The organism is Pseudomonas sp. 91RF (assembly GCF_003576265.1).
Lineage (GTDB): Bacteria > Pseudomonadota > Gammaproteobacteria > Pseudomonadales > Pseudomonadaceae > Aquipseudomonas > Aquipseudomonas kribbensis.
In genome coordinates this window covers 16503-30616 of record NZ_QWFC01000009.1, presented here as the reverse complement: position 1 = coordinate 30616, position 14114 = coordinate 16503, and the positions used below count along the sequence as shown (strand labels likewise).

At 61.4% G+C, this 14114-nt stretch carries 10 protein-coding genes; 4 read left to right on the top strand and 6 right to left on the bottom strand.

The annotated features are described in order from the left end of the window. Nucleotides 1–57: 57 nt before the first annotated feature. The 3 genes from DXT77_RS01310 to DXT77_RS01300 form a co-directional block, all read right to left on the bottom strand. A complete protein-coding gene (locus DXT77_RS01310; RefSeq protein WP_119426317.1) occupies nucleotides 58–1344 on the bottom strand; it encodes a carbohydrate porin in 1287 nt (428 codons plus the stop codon). A gap of 83 nt (nucleotides 1345–1427) precedes the next feature. After that, nucleotides 1428–3833, bottom strand: a complete 2406-nt coding sequence (locus DXT77_RS01305; protein ID WP_119426316.1) for a glucose/quinate/shikimate family membrane-bound PQQ-dependent dehydrogenase — start codon at nucleotides 3831–3833, stop codon at nucleotides 1428–1430. A gap of 271 nt (nucleotides 3834–4104) precedes the next feature. After that, complete coding sequence (locus DXT77_RS01300) at nucleotides 4105–5238, bottom strand: aminotransferase class V-fold PLP-dependent enzyme (protein WP_119426315.1); 1134 nt, start codon at nucleotides 5236–5238, stop codon at nucleotides 4105–4107. Between the two features lie 148 nt (nucleotides 5239–5386). Between DXT77_RS01300 and DXT77_RS01295 the strand changes: the two genes are divergently transcribed. Beyond that, nucleotides 5387–5998 carry a dTMP kinase gene (locus DXT77_RS01295; RefSeq protein ID WP_119426314.1) on the top strand — a complete coding sequence of 204 codons (612 nt, stop codon included), beginning with the start codon at nucleotides 5387–5389 and terminating at the stop codon, nucleotides 5996–5998. On the opposite strand, the gene DXT77_RS01290 is transcribed toward DXT77_RS01295, so the two are convergent. Then, complete coding sequence (locus DXT77_RS01290; protein WP_119426313.1) at nucleotides 5999–6565, bottom strand: TetR/AcrR family transcriptional regulator; 567 nt, start codon at nucleotides 6563–6565, stop codon at nucleotides 5999–6001. 118 nt (nucleotides 6566–6683) lie between these two features. On the opposite strand from DXT77_RS01290, the gene DXT77_RS01285 reads away from it, so the two are divergent. Genes DXT77_RS01285 through DXT77_RS01275 form a run of 3 tightly spaced genes read left to right on the top strand, consistent with a single transcriptional unit; the run spans nucleotide 6684 to nucleotide 12408 of the window. Continuing rightward, nucleotides 6684–7841, top strand: coding sequence for a MexC family multidrug efflux RND transporter periplasmic adaptor subunit (locus DXT77_RS01285; protein ID WP_119426312.1), 1158 nt, complete (start codon nucleotides 6684–6686; stop codon nucleotides 7839–7841). Between the two features lie 27 nt (nucleotides 7842–7868). Then, on the top strand, nucleotides 7869–11000 hold the full coding sequence (locus DXT77_RS01280; RefSeq protein ID WP_119426311.1) for an efflux RND transporter permease subunit: 3132 nt from the start codon (nucleotides 7869–7871) through the stop codon (nucleotides 10998–11000). A 4-nt stretch (nucleotides 11001–11004) separates the two neighbouring features. Further along, nucleotides 11005–12408, top strand: coding sequence for an efflux transporter outer membrane subunit (locus DXT77_RS01275; RefSeq protein WP_119426310.1), 1404 nt, complete (start codon nucleotides 11005–11007; stop codon nucleotides 12406–12408). Nucleotides 12409–12490: 82 nt separating this feature from the next. Here DXT77_RS01275 and DXT77_RS01270 read toward each other — a convergent pair whose 3' ends face one another. Then, on the bottom strand, nucleotides 12491–13057 hold the full coding sequence (locus tag DXT77_RS01270) for a TetR/AcrR family transcriptional regulator (protein ID WP_119426309.1): 567 nt from the start codon (nucleotides 13055–13057) through the stop codon (nucleotides 12491–12493). 134 nt (nucleotides 13058–13191) lie between these two features. Next, nucleotides 13192–14112 (bottom strand): LysR family transcriptional regulator, encoded by a 921-nt coding sequence (locus tag DXT77_RS01265; RefSeq protein WP_119426308.1) that lies wholly within the window; start codon nucleotides 14110–14112, stop codon nucleotides 13192–13194. Nucleotides 14113–14114 lie beyond the last annotated feature (2 nt).

Below are 14114 nucleotides of genomic sequence, written 5' to 3'. Positions count from 1 at the left end.
GCGCAAGACGTTCAGATCTTCTGCGCAGTCCCTCGTCGCCCTCCCGTAAAAGTCCGCTTACAGCGCGGCTTTTACCTGCAGACCCACCACCAGTGCATTGTCGATGTCCTGACCGGAAAACGCGCCCGGCTCGACGATGTACTGCAGATTCGGACGCAAGGTCAGCCATGGGGTGGCCTGATAGCCGTAACCGAGTTCGATCAGTTGCTCGGCGCCATCGAGGTTGGAAAGCGGTGTGCCGTTGGCCAGTGCGGCGTCTTGCTGCACGTCGCGGCTGCGCGGGTTCTGCACGGCGCGGCCGTAACCCAGGGCGACGGTGTCACGCGGGCGGCCTTCGAACGGTTTGTACAGGACCACGCCGGCGCCATACCACTTGCTGAACGGCGAAGCCGCTTCGCTGGCCGCCGAGTATTGACCGAAGGCGTGCAGGCTGCGGCCTTCGGACGTTGGCGAGCTCCACACCGCCTGATCGATCAGCAGGTAATGGCCGCCGCGACCGGACACTTCCTTGTCGCTGCCGATGCGTTTCACGTCGGAGCTGTCGTAGTAATAACCGAGCTTGTATTCGCCAGGCAGGGTGCCCGCATGTTTGTAGACCAGTTCGACAGGCACCACGGTGCCGGTGGTGTGTTTCGGCCCCAGGTGCCAGGCGCGGCTGGAGTTGCCGTTGCTTTCGGGGTCGACGTTGAACGCGGCCACGCGCAGTTGCCATTGCGGCGAAAGGTCGTATTTCACCCGCACGCCCAGGTGCGCGTTGGGGTAGTTGGTCCAGCCGCTGCCGCCGGACATGTTCAAGGGGTGACCGCAGAAACCGGCGTTCATGAAGTTGCAGAGAATGCCGCTGTCGAGGCCGCCCAGGTCGTTGCCCATGGCCATGTAGCCGAGTTTGACGTTCAGTGCCGGCGTGAACAGGGTGCGCTCGTAACTCAGTTCGGTGAGACGGGTGTAGAGCCCGCCGTAGTTTTCCTGGATCGGCAGACGGTTGCCGACCAGATCTTCCGAGGCGCTGTTGCCGCGCCGGTCGTTGATGGTCAGCTGGACCTTGCCGGCGTTGTCGACGCCATAGATTTTGCTCAGATCAAATTGCGCGCCGAGCTTGATGTTCTGTGAGTAACGGGCCGAGCGGTGCAGGCCGCCTTCGGCGTTGTAGGCGGTTTCACCGGTGTAGTCGCCGGTGAACTTGACGCCGTCTTCGTCGAGCTGGTGGCGCAGGCCACCCCAGTCGCCGGTCAGGGTGTCGCGGGTGAACACATTCGAATCGGTGTCAGCGAAAGCGGGCAGGGCGGTGCTGCAGGCGAGAGCGAGCAGAACACCCGTTTGGGAAAAACGAACAACGAATGACATTGCTGAAATCCAGAGCCAAAGACATGAAACGGCGCGACACCCGAAGGTGCCGCGCGCAGTGAAATGAAGGAGGGCGCAGCGGTTTACGGCAGGGCGTACGCCATGACGTAGTCGCCACGATCGGTCGACTGACGGGCGCCACCGGCGGTGATGACCACGTACTGCTTGCCGGTTTTCGGCGACACGTACGTCATCGGGCCGCCCTGGCTGCCGACCGGCAAACGGGCTTTCCAGATTTCTTCACCGTTGCCGCTGTTGAAGGCGCGCAGGTAGAAGTCCTGGGTGCCGGCGATGAAGATCAGGCCGCCCTGGGTCGACAGGGTGCCGCCGAGGGTCGGCAGGCCGATCTTGATCGGCAGGTGCATGCGGATGCCCAGTGGACCGGTGTCTTCAACGGTGCCGACCGGAACCTGCCAGGCGACTTTCTGGGTCTTCATGTCGATGGCGGTCAGGGTGCCGAACGGCGGTGCCTGGCACGGAATGCCGGCCACCGACAGGAAGCGGTTCTTGTTCACCGCGTATGGCGTGCCTTTCAGCGGAACGGCGCCCATGCCGGTGTTCAACGCTTCGCCACCGGAAGTTGCCTGGCCTTTGTTCTGCGACGGGATCATCTGAATCCACAGACCCAGACGCATGTCGTTGACGAAGATGAAACCGTGCACCGGGTCAGTGGAGATGCTGCCCCAGTTCATGCCGCCCAACGAACCCGGGAAACTCAGGGATTTGTCAGTACCCGGCGCGGTGTACAGACCGTCGTAGCGCATCGACTTGAAATCGATCCGGCACAGCAACTGGTCGTAAGGCGTGGCACCCCACATGTCCGATTCGGTCAGGTGCTGGGCACCGATCTGCGGCATGCCCACGGATTTCGGCTGGGTTGGCGAGTACGGTTCGTTCGGAATGTTCGAAGCCTTGACCGGTACTTCCTTGACTTCAGTCAGTGGCTTGCCGGTGGCACGATCCAGCACGTAGATCTGCCCGGCCTTGGTGCCGATCACCAGCGCCGGTACGGTTTTGCCGTCCTTGGTGAAGTCGATCAGGCTCGGCTGCATCGGCAGGTCGAAGTCCCAGAGGTCGTTGTGCACGGTCTGGTAGACCCACTTTTCTTCGCCGCTGTTGGCGTCCAGCGCCAGGATCGAAGCGCCGTAGGTGTGGTCGAGTTTGTTGCGCTCTACACCGTAGATGTCAGTGGAAGAACTGCCCATCGGCAGGAAGACCGTGTTGGTTGCCGGGTCGTAAGACATCGGCGCCCAGCTGTTCGGCGTGCTGCGGACATAGGTCTTGCCATCGGCCGGGGCTTTTTTATCCTGCGGGTTGCCCGGGTCGAAGGCCCAGCGCATTGCACCTGTCATCACGTCGAAACCACGGATCACGCCGCCCGGCATGTCGGTCTGTACGTTGTCCGCCACGCGACCGCCAACGACCACGGTGGTGCCGGCCATCAGCGGCGCGGAGGACAGTTGATAGTAGCTGTCCGGGACATCACCCAGACCGGCCTTCAGATCAACCTGGCCGTTGTTGCCGAAACCCTGGCAGAACTCGCCGGTGTCGGCATCGACTGCGATAAGGCGGGCGTCGATGGTGTTGGTCAGCAGACGGCGGGTGCAGTTGGCGGCAGGGGCGGCCGGGGTTTCGGTAACTGGCGAGCTGGCCGGTTTGGCGACGGCTGCGCTGGCATCGAAATAGGCCATGCCACGGCAACGCTGCCAGACTTTGGACTTGGCGTTGATCGCGTTTTTCCAGAGTTCCTTGCCGGTGTCGGCATCCAGCGCGATCAGATTGTTGTGCGGGGTGCAGATGAACACCTTGTTACCGATCTGCAGCGGGGTCAGCTGGTCTTCGGCGCCATTGCCATCGCTCTCTGCGACGTCGCCGGTGTGGTAGGTCCACGCGACTTTCAACTTGTCGACATTGGTGCGGTTGATCTGGTCCAGCGCAGCGAAGCGGCTGCCACCTTCGGTATTGCCGTAGTGCGCCCAGTCTTTCTGCGCCTTTTCCGGCTCGACCGGCGTCAGGCCCGGGCCGGTGCCGGTAGGGGCGACGGTCGGGTGCGCCACGAACATATTGCCGGCAGCCACGGCCAGGCCAACTGCCAGAACAGCGGCAACGCCGTAAGCACCGCGACCCGCAACGCCGCCATTGGCGCGTTTGAGCATCGGGTAGACCAGCGCAACGACCAAGCCCACCGCGCTGAACATGAACAGACGCGAGAACACCGGCCAGAACACCAGGCCCGCGTCGCTCACTGCCCAGATCGCAGTCCCGACCAGAAACGCCGCGAACAGCCAGGCGCCGGCAGGCTTGCGGCGAGCGATCAGCAGACCGGACAGGGCCATGACCAGACCACCCACCAGGAAGTACCAGGAGCCTCCCAGGCTGACCAATTTCACACCGCCAGCCGCCAGTGCCAGACCGAGCAGGGCGATGATCACCCCAAGCCCGACCAGAATGAATGTTGATATGCCCGAGAGGCGTTGACTCTGCTTCACGTTGAATGTCCCGTTGAAATGAGGCGGGCAGTATATCGTTAGGTAACTACCTAGTTAAATCACTAATTCAGAATGAAAGGTTTTTTTGCGCTCAATGGTGCGACGAATCGACGCTGGCCTTGTCCTCGCGGGTCGTCAGGGACTATTGGAATGGTGGGAAAGTCTTTTATGTGCCAGCAGATATGGAATTTATGACAGGTTGTTCGCGGCTTGATTGTTCCCGCCGAACAGGATCGGCGGGAACACTATTGGCTATGGGCGAGGAGTGGACTTAGTGAGCCATCACCTCATCCAGTGCCTGCTCAAGCGTACCGACCGTGCGTTCGATGTTATGCAGCTTTTCCAGTCCGAACAGACCGATACGGAAGGTCTGAAAGTCAGCCGGTTCGTCGCATTGCAGCGGCACCCCGGCGGCGATCTGCAGGCCGTGGCTGGCAAACTTCTTGCCGTTTTTGATATCGGCATCATCGGTGTAACTCACCACGACGCCTGGAGCCTGAAAGCCGACGGCGGCCACGCTTTTGAAGCCCTTGCCGGTCAACAATGCGCGCACCCGGTCACCCAGAGCCTGTTGTTCGCCGCGGACCTTTTCGAAACCGTAGGCTTGGGTCTCGTTCATTACGTCGTTGAACCGTGCGAGAGAATCACTGGGCATGGTCGCATGGTAGGCATGTCCGCCCTGTTCGTAGGCCTGCATGATCTGCAGCCACTTCTTCAAGTCGCAGGCGAAGCTGCTGCTTTGCGTGTGCTCGATGCGCTCGAGGGCCAAGGCACTGAACATCACCAGGGCGCAGCAAGGCGAGGCGCTCCAGCCTTTTTGCGGTGCGCTGATCAGCAGGTCGACGGCACATTTGTGCATATCAACCCAAAGTGTGCCGGAAGCGATGCAGTCCAGCACAAACAGGCCACCCACCGCATGCACGGCATCGCCGACGGCCCGCAGGTACTCGTCGGGCAGGATAATCCCTGATGAGGTTTCAACGTGGGGCGCAAAGACAATCTGCGGCTTGTGCCTGTAAATGGCTGCCAGGACTTCGTCCAGAGGCGGCGGGGCATAAGCCGCCTGGCGACCCGTTTCGACCGGTCGGGCTTTCAGTACCGTAGTGGCCGCCGGGATGTTGCCCGTCTCAAGAATCTGGCTCCAGCGATAACTGAACCAGCCGTTGCGTATCACCAGACTTTGCTGGCCGGTGGCGAACTGTCGCGCCACCGCTTCCATGCCGAAGGTGCCGCTGCCCGGAACCACTGCCACCGCCTCGGCGTTGTAGACCTGTTTCAGGGTCCTGGAAATATTCTTCATCACCGCTTGAAATGACTGCGACATGTGGTTGAGCGAGCGGTCGGTATAGACCACGGAGTACTCGACCAACCCCTCAGGATCGATACTCGGGTATAGCTTTGACATGGGGTGACTCCTTATGTGATTCCCTGGCAGTCAAAAGGTCTGGCGAACATCATCGGGAAGCAAGTTTAGGCAAAGGGCTGGGATGAGCTGATTGAATTGCAGAAATGAGGATAGAGTGGTCATCAATGCCTCAATCGTTGTGTGAAAAATGAATCGTCCGCTGTTTGTTTCTCTGGATGGGCCAAAAGGAACCGGCAAAACCACATTACTGGAAGCGGTGACGGCAGTACTGAGGGCCGACAACAAGAAAGTCATCCGGCTTTGCGAGCGTAAAAGCGATCCGCACCGGGGTGCCACCATGGCCCTCGTCAACGAACTCGCCAGAAATCACTCCCGGGATCTGGAGTGGGCTGTGTGTCAGCGCTTTGCTGATAGCCGTCGCTGGATCTCCCGGCACGTGCTGACTGAACAACCGCCGGGCAGCATTATCCTGATCGATCGCTGGTATCCGTCGGACGCCGCGTTTCGCCAGACCGTCCCGTTTACAGAGATTCTCCAGTTGAACATTGAGCGAAACGTGCGGGTGCCAGACCTGCATGTCGGCGTCGTCACCGCGCCGGATATTTCATGGGCCAGGGCAAAGGCACGGTCCAGGGGACTGGGCGGTACAGTGATTCAGAAGCACGCTGAACATGTCGCGTGTACGGACATGTTCGAGCAAGCGGCTACCGATCACGGCTGGGTTTTGTGCCGAAATGAAGGCACGATCGAAGACGCAACGATGCAGGTAGTTTCCGAGATCCGTAAATTGTTTGGCTGATCAAGAAAGACGCCGAGCAGCCAGCACCCCATTCAAAAACATTTGCTCAAGCGTCCGCGCCGAATCCGCATGGGCCGCACGCCCCCGCAGTTCGGCATCCACCAGCCCGTAGACCAGCGATATGAACAGCTCGGTGAAGATCGCCGCGGTGATGTCGATGCGAAACAACCCTGCCTGCTGGCCTCGCAAAAAGAACCCGTCCAGCGCCTCCAGGTAAAACAGCCAGCGCCTGCCACCCTGTTCCAGATCGAGAAAGTCGGGGCGGTATTGCGCCATCAGAAAGGCCAGCAGCTCGCGGTGGGCGAGGTGTTCCCGGATCAATCGGCGCAGCGCCTCCAGCGGTTCCAGATGCTGCAGGCCGGCGTTGTCGATGATCAGCTTCAGCGTGCCTTCGGCGTACTCCTCCAGTTTGGTCGTCAGGTTTTCCCGTGTTCCGCAGTAGCGGTGCAGGGTGGCCTTGCTCACGCCTGCCTGTTGTGCCAGTTCCTTCATCGTCGCCCTCGGCCGGTTGGCCACGGCCAGGGTCAGCGACTTGAGCAGCTGTTCATCATGGGAAATCGAGTTCATCAGAGGCCTTGAGCGGTGTTCATATAAGATTCACAAAATACTCACATGAGACATTATTGACTCATTAGGATTTGATACGTAGCATTCGCGCCAAATTCGATCAAGCCTTGGGTGAGTTATGGGCAATTTGCGTGCGGTAGGAATGGCGGGTTCGCTGGCAGTCGCCATTGCGTTGGCCGGGTGTGGGCCGGCAAGTGAACAGGCGGCGGTGGCGGAAGTGGCGCGCCCGGTAGAAGTGGTGGCGGTGAAGACCGAGCCTTTGGCGCTGACATCAGAGCTGCCGGGCAGGGTGGAGCCGATGCGCGTTGCGGAAGTGCGTGCACGGGTACCGGGCATCGTGATGCAGAAGCGTTTTGAAGAAGGCGCGGATGTGAAAGCCGGGGATCTGTTGTTCCAGATCGATCCGGCACCGCTCAAAGCCGCGTTGTCACGGGCCGAAGGTGAACTGGCCCGCGCCCAGTCCGTTGCGCTTGAGGCTCAGGCCCGAGTGAAGCGCTATGAACCGTTGGTGAAGATCGAAGCGGTCAGCCAGCAGGATTTCGACAGCGCCATGGCAGATCTGCGCAGCGCTCAGGCAGCCACCCGTTCGGCCCAGGCCGATCTGCAAAGCGCCCGGCTGAACCTCGGTTACGCCTCGGTGACGGCACCGATTTCCGGCCGCGTCGGACGTGCGCTGGTCACCGAAGGCGCCTTGGTCGGGCAGGGGGACGCGACATTGATGGCACGGATTCAGCAACTGGATCCGGTCTACGTCGACTTCACTCAATCGGCTGCCGACGCGCTGCGCCTGCGCGAATCGCTCAAGGACGGAAAGCTCTCCGCCGACGACAACAAGGCACTGTCGATTCGCGTCGACGGCACCAACTACGAGCGTCAGGGCGCGCTGATGTTTACCGATGTCGCCGTGGATCGCGGCACCGGGCAGGTGTCGTTGCGCGGCAAGTTCGCCAATACCGACGGCGTGCTGTTGCCGGGCATGTATGTCCGCGTGCGTACGCCACAGGGCACCGACAGCCAGGCCATTCTCGTGCCGCAACGCTCGGTGCAGCGGGGCAGCGATGGTTCTGCCCAGGTGATGGTGATCGGCGCAGACGAGCGGGTCGAAGCGCGCAGTGTGGTCATCGGCGCCATGCAGGGTTCGCGCTGGCAGATCAGTGAAGGCTTGACGGCGGGCGATCAAGTGATCGTCGGTGGTCTTGCCGGACTGCAACCGGGGGCCAAGGTCGTACCGGGTCAGTCTCAGGCCGTGGCTCAGTCGTCCGAGTCGAAACAATAAGGGCGCCGTCGCCGCGAGGATTTCCCGATGTCCAAGTTTTTCATCAAACGCCCGAACTTCGCCTGGGTGGTGGCGTTGTTCATCTCTCTGGCCGGCCTGCTGGTCATCCCGATGCTGCCGGTGGCGCAGTATCCCGACGTTGCGCCGCCGCAGATCAAAGTCACGGCCACCTATCCCGGTGCCTCGGCGAAAGTGCTGGTGGACTCGGTCACCAGCGTGATCGAAGAGTCGCTCAACGGCGCCAAGAACCTGCTGTATTTCGAGTCGACCAACAATTCCAACGGCATCGCCGAGATTGCGGTGACGTTCCAGCCAGGCACTGATCCGCAGCTCGCTCAGGTCGACGTGCAAAACCGCCTGAAAAAGGCTGAATCGCGCATGCCGCAAGCCGTGTTGACCCAAGGTCTGGAGGTGGAACAGGCCAGCGCCGGTTTCCTGCTGATCTATGCGCTCAACTATAAAGACGGCTCCCAGCACACCGACACGACCGCGCTGGGCGACTACGCCGCGCGCAACATCAACAACGAACTGCGCCGGGTGCCGGGCGTCGGCAAGCTGCAATTTTTCTCATCCGAAGCTGCGATGCGCATCTGGCTCGACCCGCAGAAACTGGTGGGTTACGGGCTGTCCATCGACGACGTGAGCACCGCGATTCGCGGGCAAAACGTGCAGGTGCCGGCCGGCAGCTTCGGCAGCACGCCGAGCAGCAGCCAGCAGGAACTGACCGCGACCCTTGCGGTGAAAGGCACGCTGGATAATCCGCAAGAATTTGCCCGCATCGTCCTGCGCGCCAACGAGGACGGCTCGACGGTCAAACTGGGCGACGTGGCCCGCGTGGAAATCGGCCAGGAAAGCTACAACTTCAACTCGCGCCTGAACGGCAAACCGGCCGTGGCTGCAGCGATCCAGTTGTCCCCCGGTGCCAACGCGATCCAGACCGCAACCGCCGTCAAGGAACGCCTGGCCGAACTGTCGGCGTACTTCCCGGACGACGTGGAATACTCCGTTCCCTACGACACTTCGCGTTTCGTCGACGTCGCCATCGAGAAGGTGATCCACACCCTGATCGAGGCAATGGTGCTGGTGTTCCTGGTGATGTTCCTGTTCCTGCAGAACATCCGCTACACGCTGATTCCGTCGATTGTGGTGCCGGTGTGCCTGCTCGGCACGCTGGTGATGATGTACCTGCTGGGCTTCTCGGTGAACATGATGACCATGTTCGGCATGGTCCTCGCCATCGGCATTCTGGTGGACGACGCCATCGTGGTGGTGGAGAACGTCGAACGGATCATGGCCGAGGAAGGGCTATCACCGGTCGATGCCACGATCAAGGCCATGGGGCAGGTATCCGGTGCGATCATCGGTATCACCCTGGTGCTGTCGGCGGTGTTCATGCCGCTGGCGTTCATGTCCGGTTCGGTGGGGGTGATCTACCAGCAGTTCTCGGTGTCGCTGGCGGTGTCGATCCTGTTCTCGGGCTTCCTCGCGCTGACGTTCACGCCGGCCTTGTGTGCCACGCTGCTCAAGCCGATTCCTCAAGGGCACCATGAAAAACGTGGTTTCTTCGGCGCCTTCAACCGTGGTTTTGCGCGGCTCACCGAGCGTTACTCGATCCTCAACAACGGACTGGTCGCACGTGCCGGCCGGATGATGCTGGTGTACGTGGGCATTATCGCGATGCTCGGTTACTTCTACCTGCGCTTGCCGGAGTCGTTTGTGCCGGTGGAAGACCAGGGCTACATGATCGTTGACGTCCAGTTGCCACCGGGCGCGACCCGTACCCGTACCGAAGCGACCGGCGAACAGCTTGAGCGCTATCTCGCCTCCCGTGATGCGGTGCAGTCGATGTTCCTGGTCTCGGGTTTCAGCTTCTCCGGGATGGGCGACAACGCGGCGCTGGCATTCCCGGTGTTCAAGGACTGGTCGCTGCGTGGCGAAGATCAATCGGCGATGGCCGAGGTCATGGCGCTGAACGAGCAGTTTGCCGTGACCAACGACGGCGCCGTGATGGCGGTGCCGCCGCCACCGATTGATGGCCTGGGCAACTCCGGCGGTTTTGCGCTGCGCCTGCAGGATCGCGGCGGCCTGGGCCGCGAAGCCTTGCTCGCCGCCCGTGACCAGGTGCTCGGTCAGGCCAACGGCAACCCGAAAATCCTCTACGCCATGATGGAAGGCCTGGCCGAATCGCCGCAATTGCGCGTGGTGATCGACCGTGACAAGGCCCGCACCCTGGGCGTGAGTTTCGAGTCGATCAGCAGTGCGTTGTCCGCCGCGTTCGGTTCCGAAGTGATCAACGACTTCACCAACTCTGGTCGTCAGCAGCGTGTAGTGGTGCAGGCCGAGCAGGGCGACCGGATGACCCCGGAAAGCGTGCTCAAACTGTACGTACACAACAGCGCCGGCAATCTGGTGCCGCTGAGCGCCTTCGTCACCACCCACTGGGAAGAAGGCCCGGTACAACTGGTGCGCTACAACGGTTATCCGTCGATCCGCATTGTCGGTGACGCCGGGCCGGGCTACAGCACCGGTGAAGCCATGGCGGAAATGGAGCGAATCGCCGCGCAGTTGCCGGCAGGTTTCAGCTACGAATGGACGGGGCTGTCGTATCAGGAAAAGGTCTCCAGCGGTCAGGCGACCCAACTGTTCGCGCTGGCGATCCTGGTGGTGTTCCTGTTGCTGGTGGCGCTCTACGAGAGCTGGGCGATTCCGTTGACGGTGATGCTGATCGTGCCGATTGGTGCCATCGGTGCGGTACTTGCAGTGATGGTCGCCGGCATGCCTAACGACGTGTACTTCAAGGTCGGTCTGATCACCATCATCGGTTTGGCGGCGAAGAACGCGATCCTTATCGTCGAGTTCGCCAAGGAACTGTGGGAGAAGGGCTACAGCCTGCGTGACGCCGCTATCGAGGCCGCACGGCTGCGCTTCCGGCCGATTGTCATGACCTCCATGGCCTTCATCCTCGGTGTGGTGCCACTGGCATTGGCCACCGGGGCAGGGGCGGCGAGTCAGCGTGCAATCGGTACCGGCGTGATCGGCGGGATGCTCAGCGCGACGCTGCTGGGTGTGCTGTTCGTACCGATCTGTTTTGTCTGGGTGCTGTCGCGGTTGCGCAGCAAACCCGCGCCTGTCGAACAACCCGCTTTGGCTCAGGAGTGATTCCATGCGTATTTCAACATTCTCTACGCTGGTGATCGCCATGCTGCTGGGCGGTTGCTCGCTGGCACCGACTTATGAGCGTCCAGTCGCGCCGGTTGCGGAACACTGGGCGGCAGAGACGCCGAAGCAGGGCAGTCCGATCAATCAACTGGCGTGGCAGACGTTTATTGTCGATCCCGAGCTGCGTCGTCTTGTGGTGATCGCCCTGGACAACAACCGCTCGCTGCGCCAGACGCTTCTGGACATCGAGCAGGCCCGGGCGCAGTACCGCATTCAGCGGGCCGACCGGGTGCCGGGCTTGAATGCCGGCGCATCCGGCAATCGTCAGCGCCTGCCGGCGGATCTGGCCAGCAATGGCCAGGCGGGAGTTGCCAGCAGTTATCAGGTCGGCGTGTCGCTGCCTGAATACGAGCTGGATCTGTTTGGCCGGGTGAAGAGTCTCACTGACTCTGCATTGCAGGAGTATCTGGCGACCGAAGAGGCGGCCCGCGCCGCGCAGATCGCCCTGATCGCCGAAGTCAGCCAGGCTTATCTGATTCACGATGGCGCCCAGCGTCGTCTGGATCTGACCCAACAAACCCTGATCAGCCGCGAGTATTCCTTCGCGCTGATCAGCCAGCGCCGCTCGAACGGTACGGCCACCGCGCTGGATTATCAGGAAGCGTTGGGGCTGGTGGAGCAATCGCGCGCCGAACAGGAAAGCAATCTGCGGCAGAAACAGCAAGCCTTCAACGCGCTGGTGTTGTTGCTCGGCACCAAGGATGCGGCGAAGTCGATTCCTGAGCGGCTGTCGACGGAGCCGATGCTGGTTCAGGACATTGCGCCTGACACCACCTCCACCTTGATCGAGCGCCGCCCGGACATACTCGCCGCCGAGCATCGATTGCAGGCGCGTAATGCCGACATCGGCGCTGCTCGGGCGGCGTTCTTTCCGCGTATCAGCCTGACCGGCAGCTTCGGCACGTCCAGCGCGCAAATGTCCGGTTTGTTCGACGGAGGCTCGCGGTCCTGGAGTTTTGTGCCGAACCTGTCGCTGCCGTTGTTCGACGCCGGGCGCAACAGTGCCGGCCTGAGCCTGGCGGAAGCGCGCAAGGACTCGGCAGTGGCGGCTTATGAGGGAACGATTCAGACGGCGTTTCGCGAGGTCGCCGATGCGTTGTCCGCCACCGACACCTTGCGCCGTGAAGAGGCGGCCCGACGCGCGTTGGCCAACACCAGCAGCGAAACCCTGAAACTGGCCAAGGCCCGCTATGAAGGCGGCATCGACAGTCACCTGCGCTATCTCGATGCCCAGCGCACCAGTTTCGTCAACGAAACGGCATTTATCGAGGTCAGCACCCAGCGGCAGATAGCCCTGGTCGATCTGTTCCGCTCGCTGGGCGGAGGCTGGTCGCCGGACAAGTCCTGACAACAGCTCCTTTGGGTTGGCACGTCCAGCCATTCAGCCCCTGAACCGAGAGGTCGCGGGGCTTTTTTTGCCTGGCGGAACGTTATTGAGGACGGGCGGGATTGGCAGCGCCATGCAGGAACATCTGTTCCACGACGTTGGCCGAGTTGGCACTGGCGGCACGCCCACGGCGTTCGGCATCGACCATGGCGAAAATCATGGTCAGGAACAGCTCGGTGAAGACTGCTGCCGTGATATCGATACGGAAAGCGCCCAACTGCTGGCCGCGCAGAAAGAAGGCATCGAGGGCATCGAGGTAAAACTGCCAGCGTTTGCCCTCATCGGTGTCGGTGAATGTGTCGGGGCGATACTGAAAGAGCAGGAAAACCAGCATTTCACGATGTGCCAGATGCTCATTCACCAGACCGCGCAGGGCTTGCACCGGATCACCATTCAACAGGTCGGTCGAAGTGGTGATCTGGTTCAGAACGGTCTCACCGTGGCTTTCCATGATCTGCACCAGATTGTCACGGGTGCCGCAGAAACGGTGCAGCGTCGCCTTGCTGACGCCGGCGGCTTCAGCCAGTTCCTTGAGCGTCGCGCGTGGACGATCAACGATGGCCAGGGCCAGTGCCTTGATGAGTCGTTCGTCTTGGGGAGTCAGGGACATCAGTGGGTCTCGGAGCGAATTTCAATGCGAGGGATTGTGCAGGAAAAGCCCCGTACCCGACCAGTTGAAATTCCCCCGGAACCGCGGCCTGCCTGAGTTTTCGTAGAGTTCTCGCTATTTCGGCGCAGGCTTTGTCATGTCCGCCAGGGTGCACCTTCGGCAAATGCTCTCTCGATCCAGTCCTTGAACGCCGTAGTTGTCGCCGTGTTGAACCGCGCCGACGGCCGCACCAGATATACCCCCGCGTCGGTATCCAACTGCCATTCGGGTAGCACCCGCACCAGACGTCCCTCGCGCAGGTCTTTGGTCATCAACCAGTCACCACCGGCCAGAATCCCCACCCCCATGCGAGCGGCACACAGCTGTGCTTCATTGTCGTTGCTCACCAGACGGCTCGGCACCCGAATGGCGATTTTCTCCCCGGCACGTGTCAGTTTCCACTCGGGGTACGAATGCAAACCGGTGAATCCCAGACAATGATGGGCAGCGAGATCTGCCGGAGTTTTCGGTTCGCCGTGCTGTTGAAGGTAGGAGGGCGCGGCACACAGGATTCGGCGGTGATCGCAAAGTTTTTTCGCCACCAGTCGATTGTCTGCCAGCTCGCCGATACGGATCGCTGCGTCGAAGCCCTCAGCGACGATATCGACGAAGCGCTCGGCGTATTCAACTTCAAGCGCCACATTTGAATGTGCCAGGGCGAAGGCTGAAACGATGTCGCCCAACCACAGCCGTCCCATGGCGGCCGGCAAGGCAATGCGCAAACGCCCGCGAATTTCGGCGGCGCCCTCGCGGGCATCCTGCTCCGCTTCGGCGATCAGACTGACCGCATGCCCGAACCGGGCCACCAGACGTTGCCCTTCATCAGTGAAGCGCAATTGCCGGGTAGTACGCTCGACCAGCCGTACCCCCAGTCGTGACTCCAGAGCGCCAAGGCGTTTCGAAAGCACCGAGGGATGGCGCTGCAACATTCGACCCGCTGCTGCAAACGAGCCGTGCTCGGACAGGGCCAGCAGGGTGGCGACCTCATCAGCCTGACGGCTATCGAACAGATCCATGC

Bases quoted from the DNA above. Each gene is read 5' to 3' on its own strand.
- DXT77_RS01310 (WP_119426317.1), bottom strand. From the start codon at position 1,344: ATGTCATTCGTTGTTCGTTTTTCCCAAACGGGTGTTCTGCTCGCTCTC.
- DXT77_RS01280 (WP_119426311.1), top strand. From the start codon at position 7,869: ATGTCCAAGTTTTTCATCAAACGCCCGAACTTCGCCTGGGTGGTGGCG.
- DXT77_RS01295 (WP_119426314.1), top strand. From the start codon at position 5,387: ATGAATCGTCCGCTGTTTGTTTCTCTGGATGGGCCAAAAGGAACCGGC.
- DXT77_RS01290 (WP_119426313.1), bottom strand. From the start codon at position 6,565: ATGAACTCGATTTCCCATGATGAACAGCTGCTCAAGTCGCTGACCCTG.
- DXT77_RS01265 (WP_119426308.1), bottom strand. From the start codon at position 14,112: ATGGATCTGTTCGATAGCCGTCAGGCTGATGAGGTCGCCACCCTGCTG.
- DXT77_RS01270 (WP_119426309.1), bottom strand. From the start codon at position 13,057: ATGTCCCTGACTCCCCAAGACGAACGACTCATCAAGGCACTGGCCCTG.
- DXT77_RS01285 (WP_119426312.1), top strand. From the start codon at position 6,684: ATGGGCAATTTGCGTGCGGTAGGAATGGCGGGTTCGCTGGCAGTCGCC.
- DXT77_RS01300 (WP_119426315.1), bottom strand. From the start codon at position 5,238: ATGTCAAAGCTATACCCGAGTATCGATCCTGAGGGGTTGGTCGAGTAC.
- DXT77_RS01275 (WP_119426310.1), top strand. From the start codon at position 11,005: ATGCGTATTTCAACATTCTCTACGCTGGTGATCGCCATGCTGCTGGGC.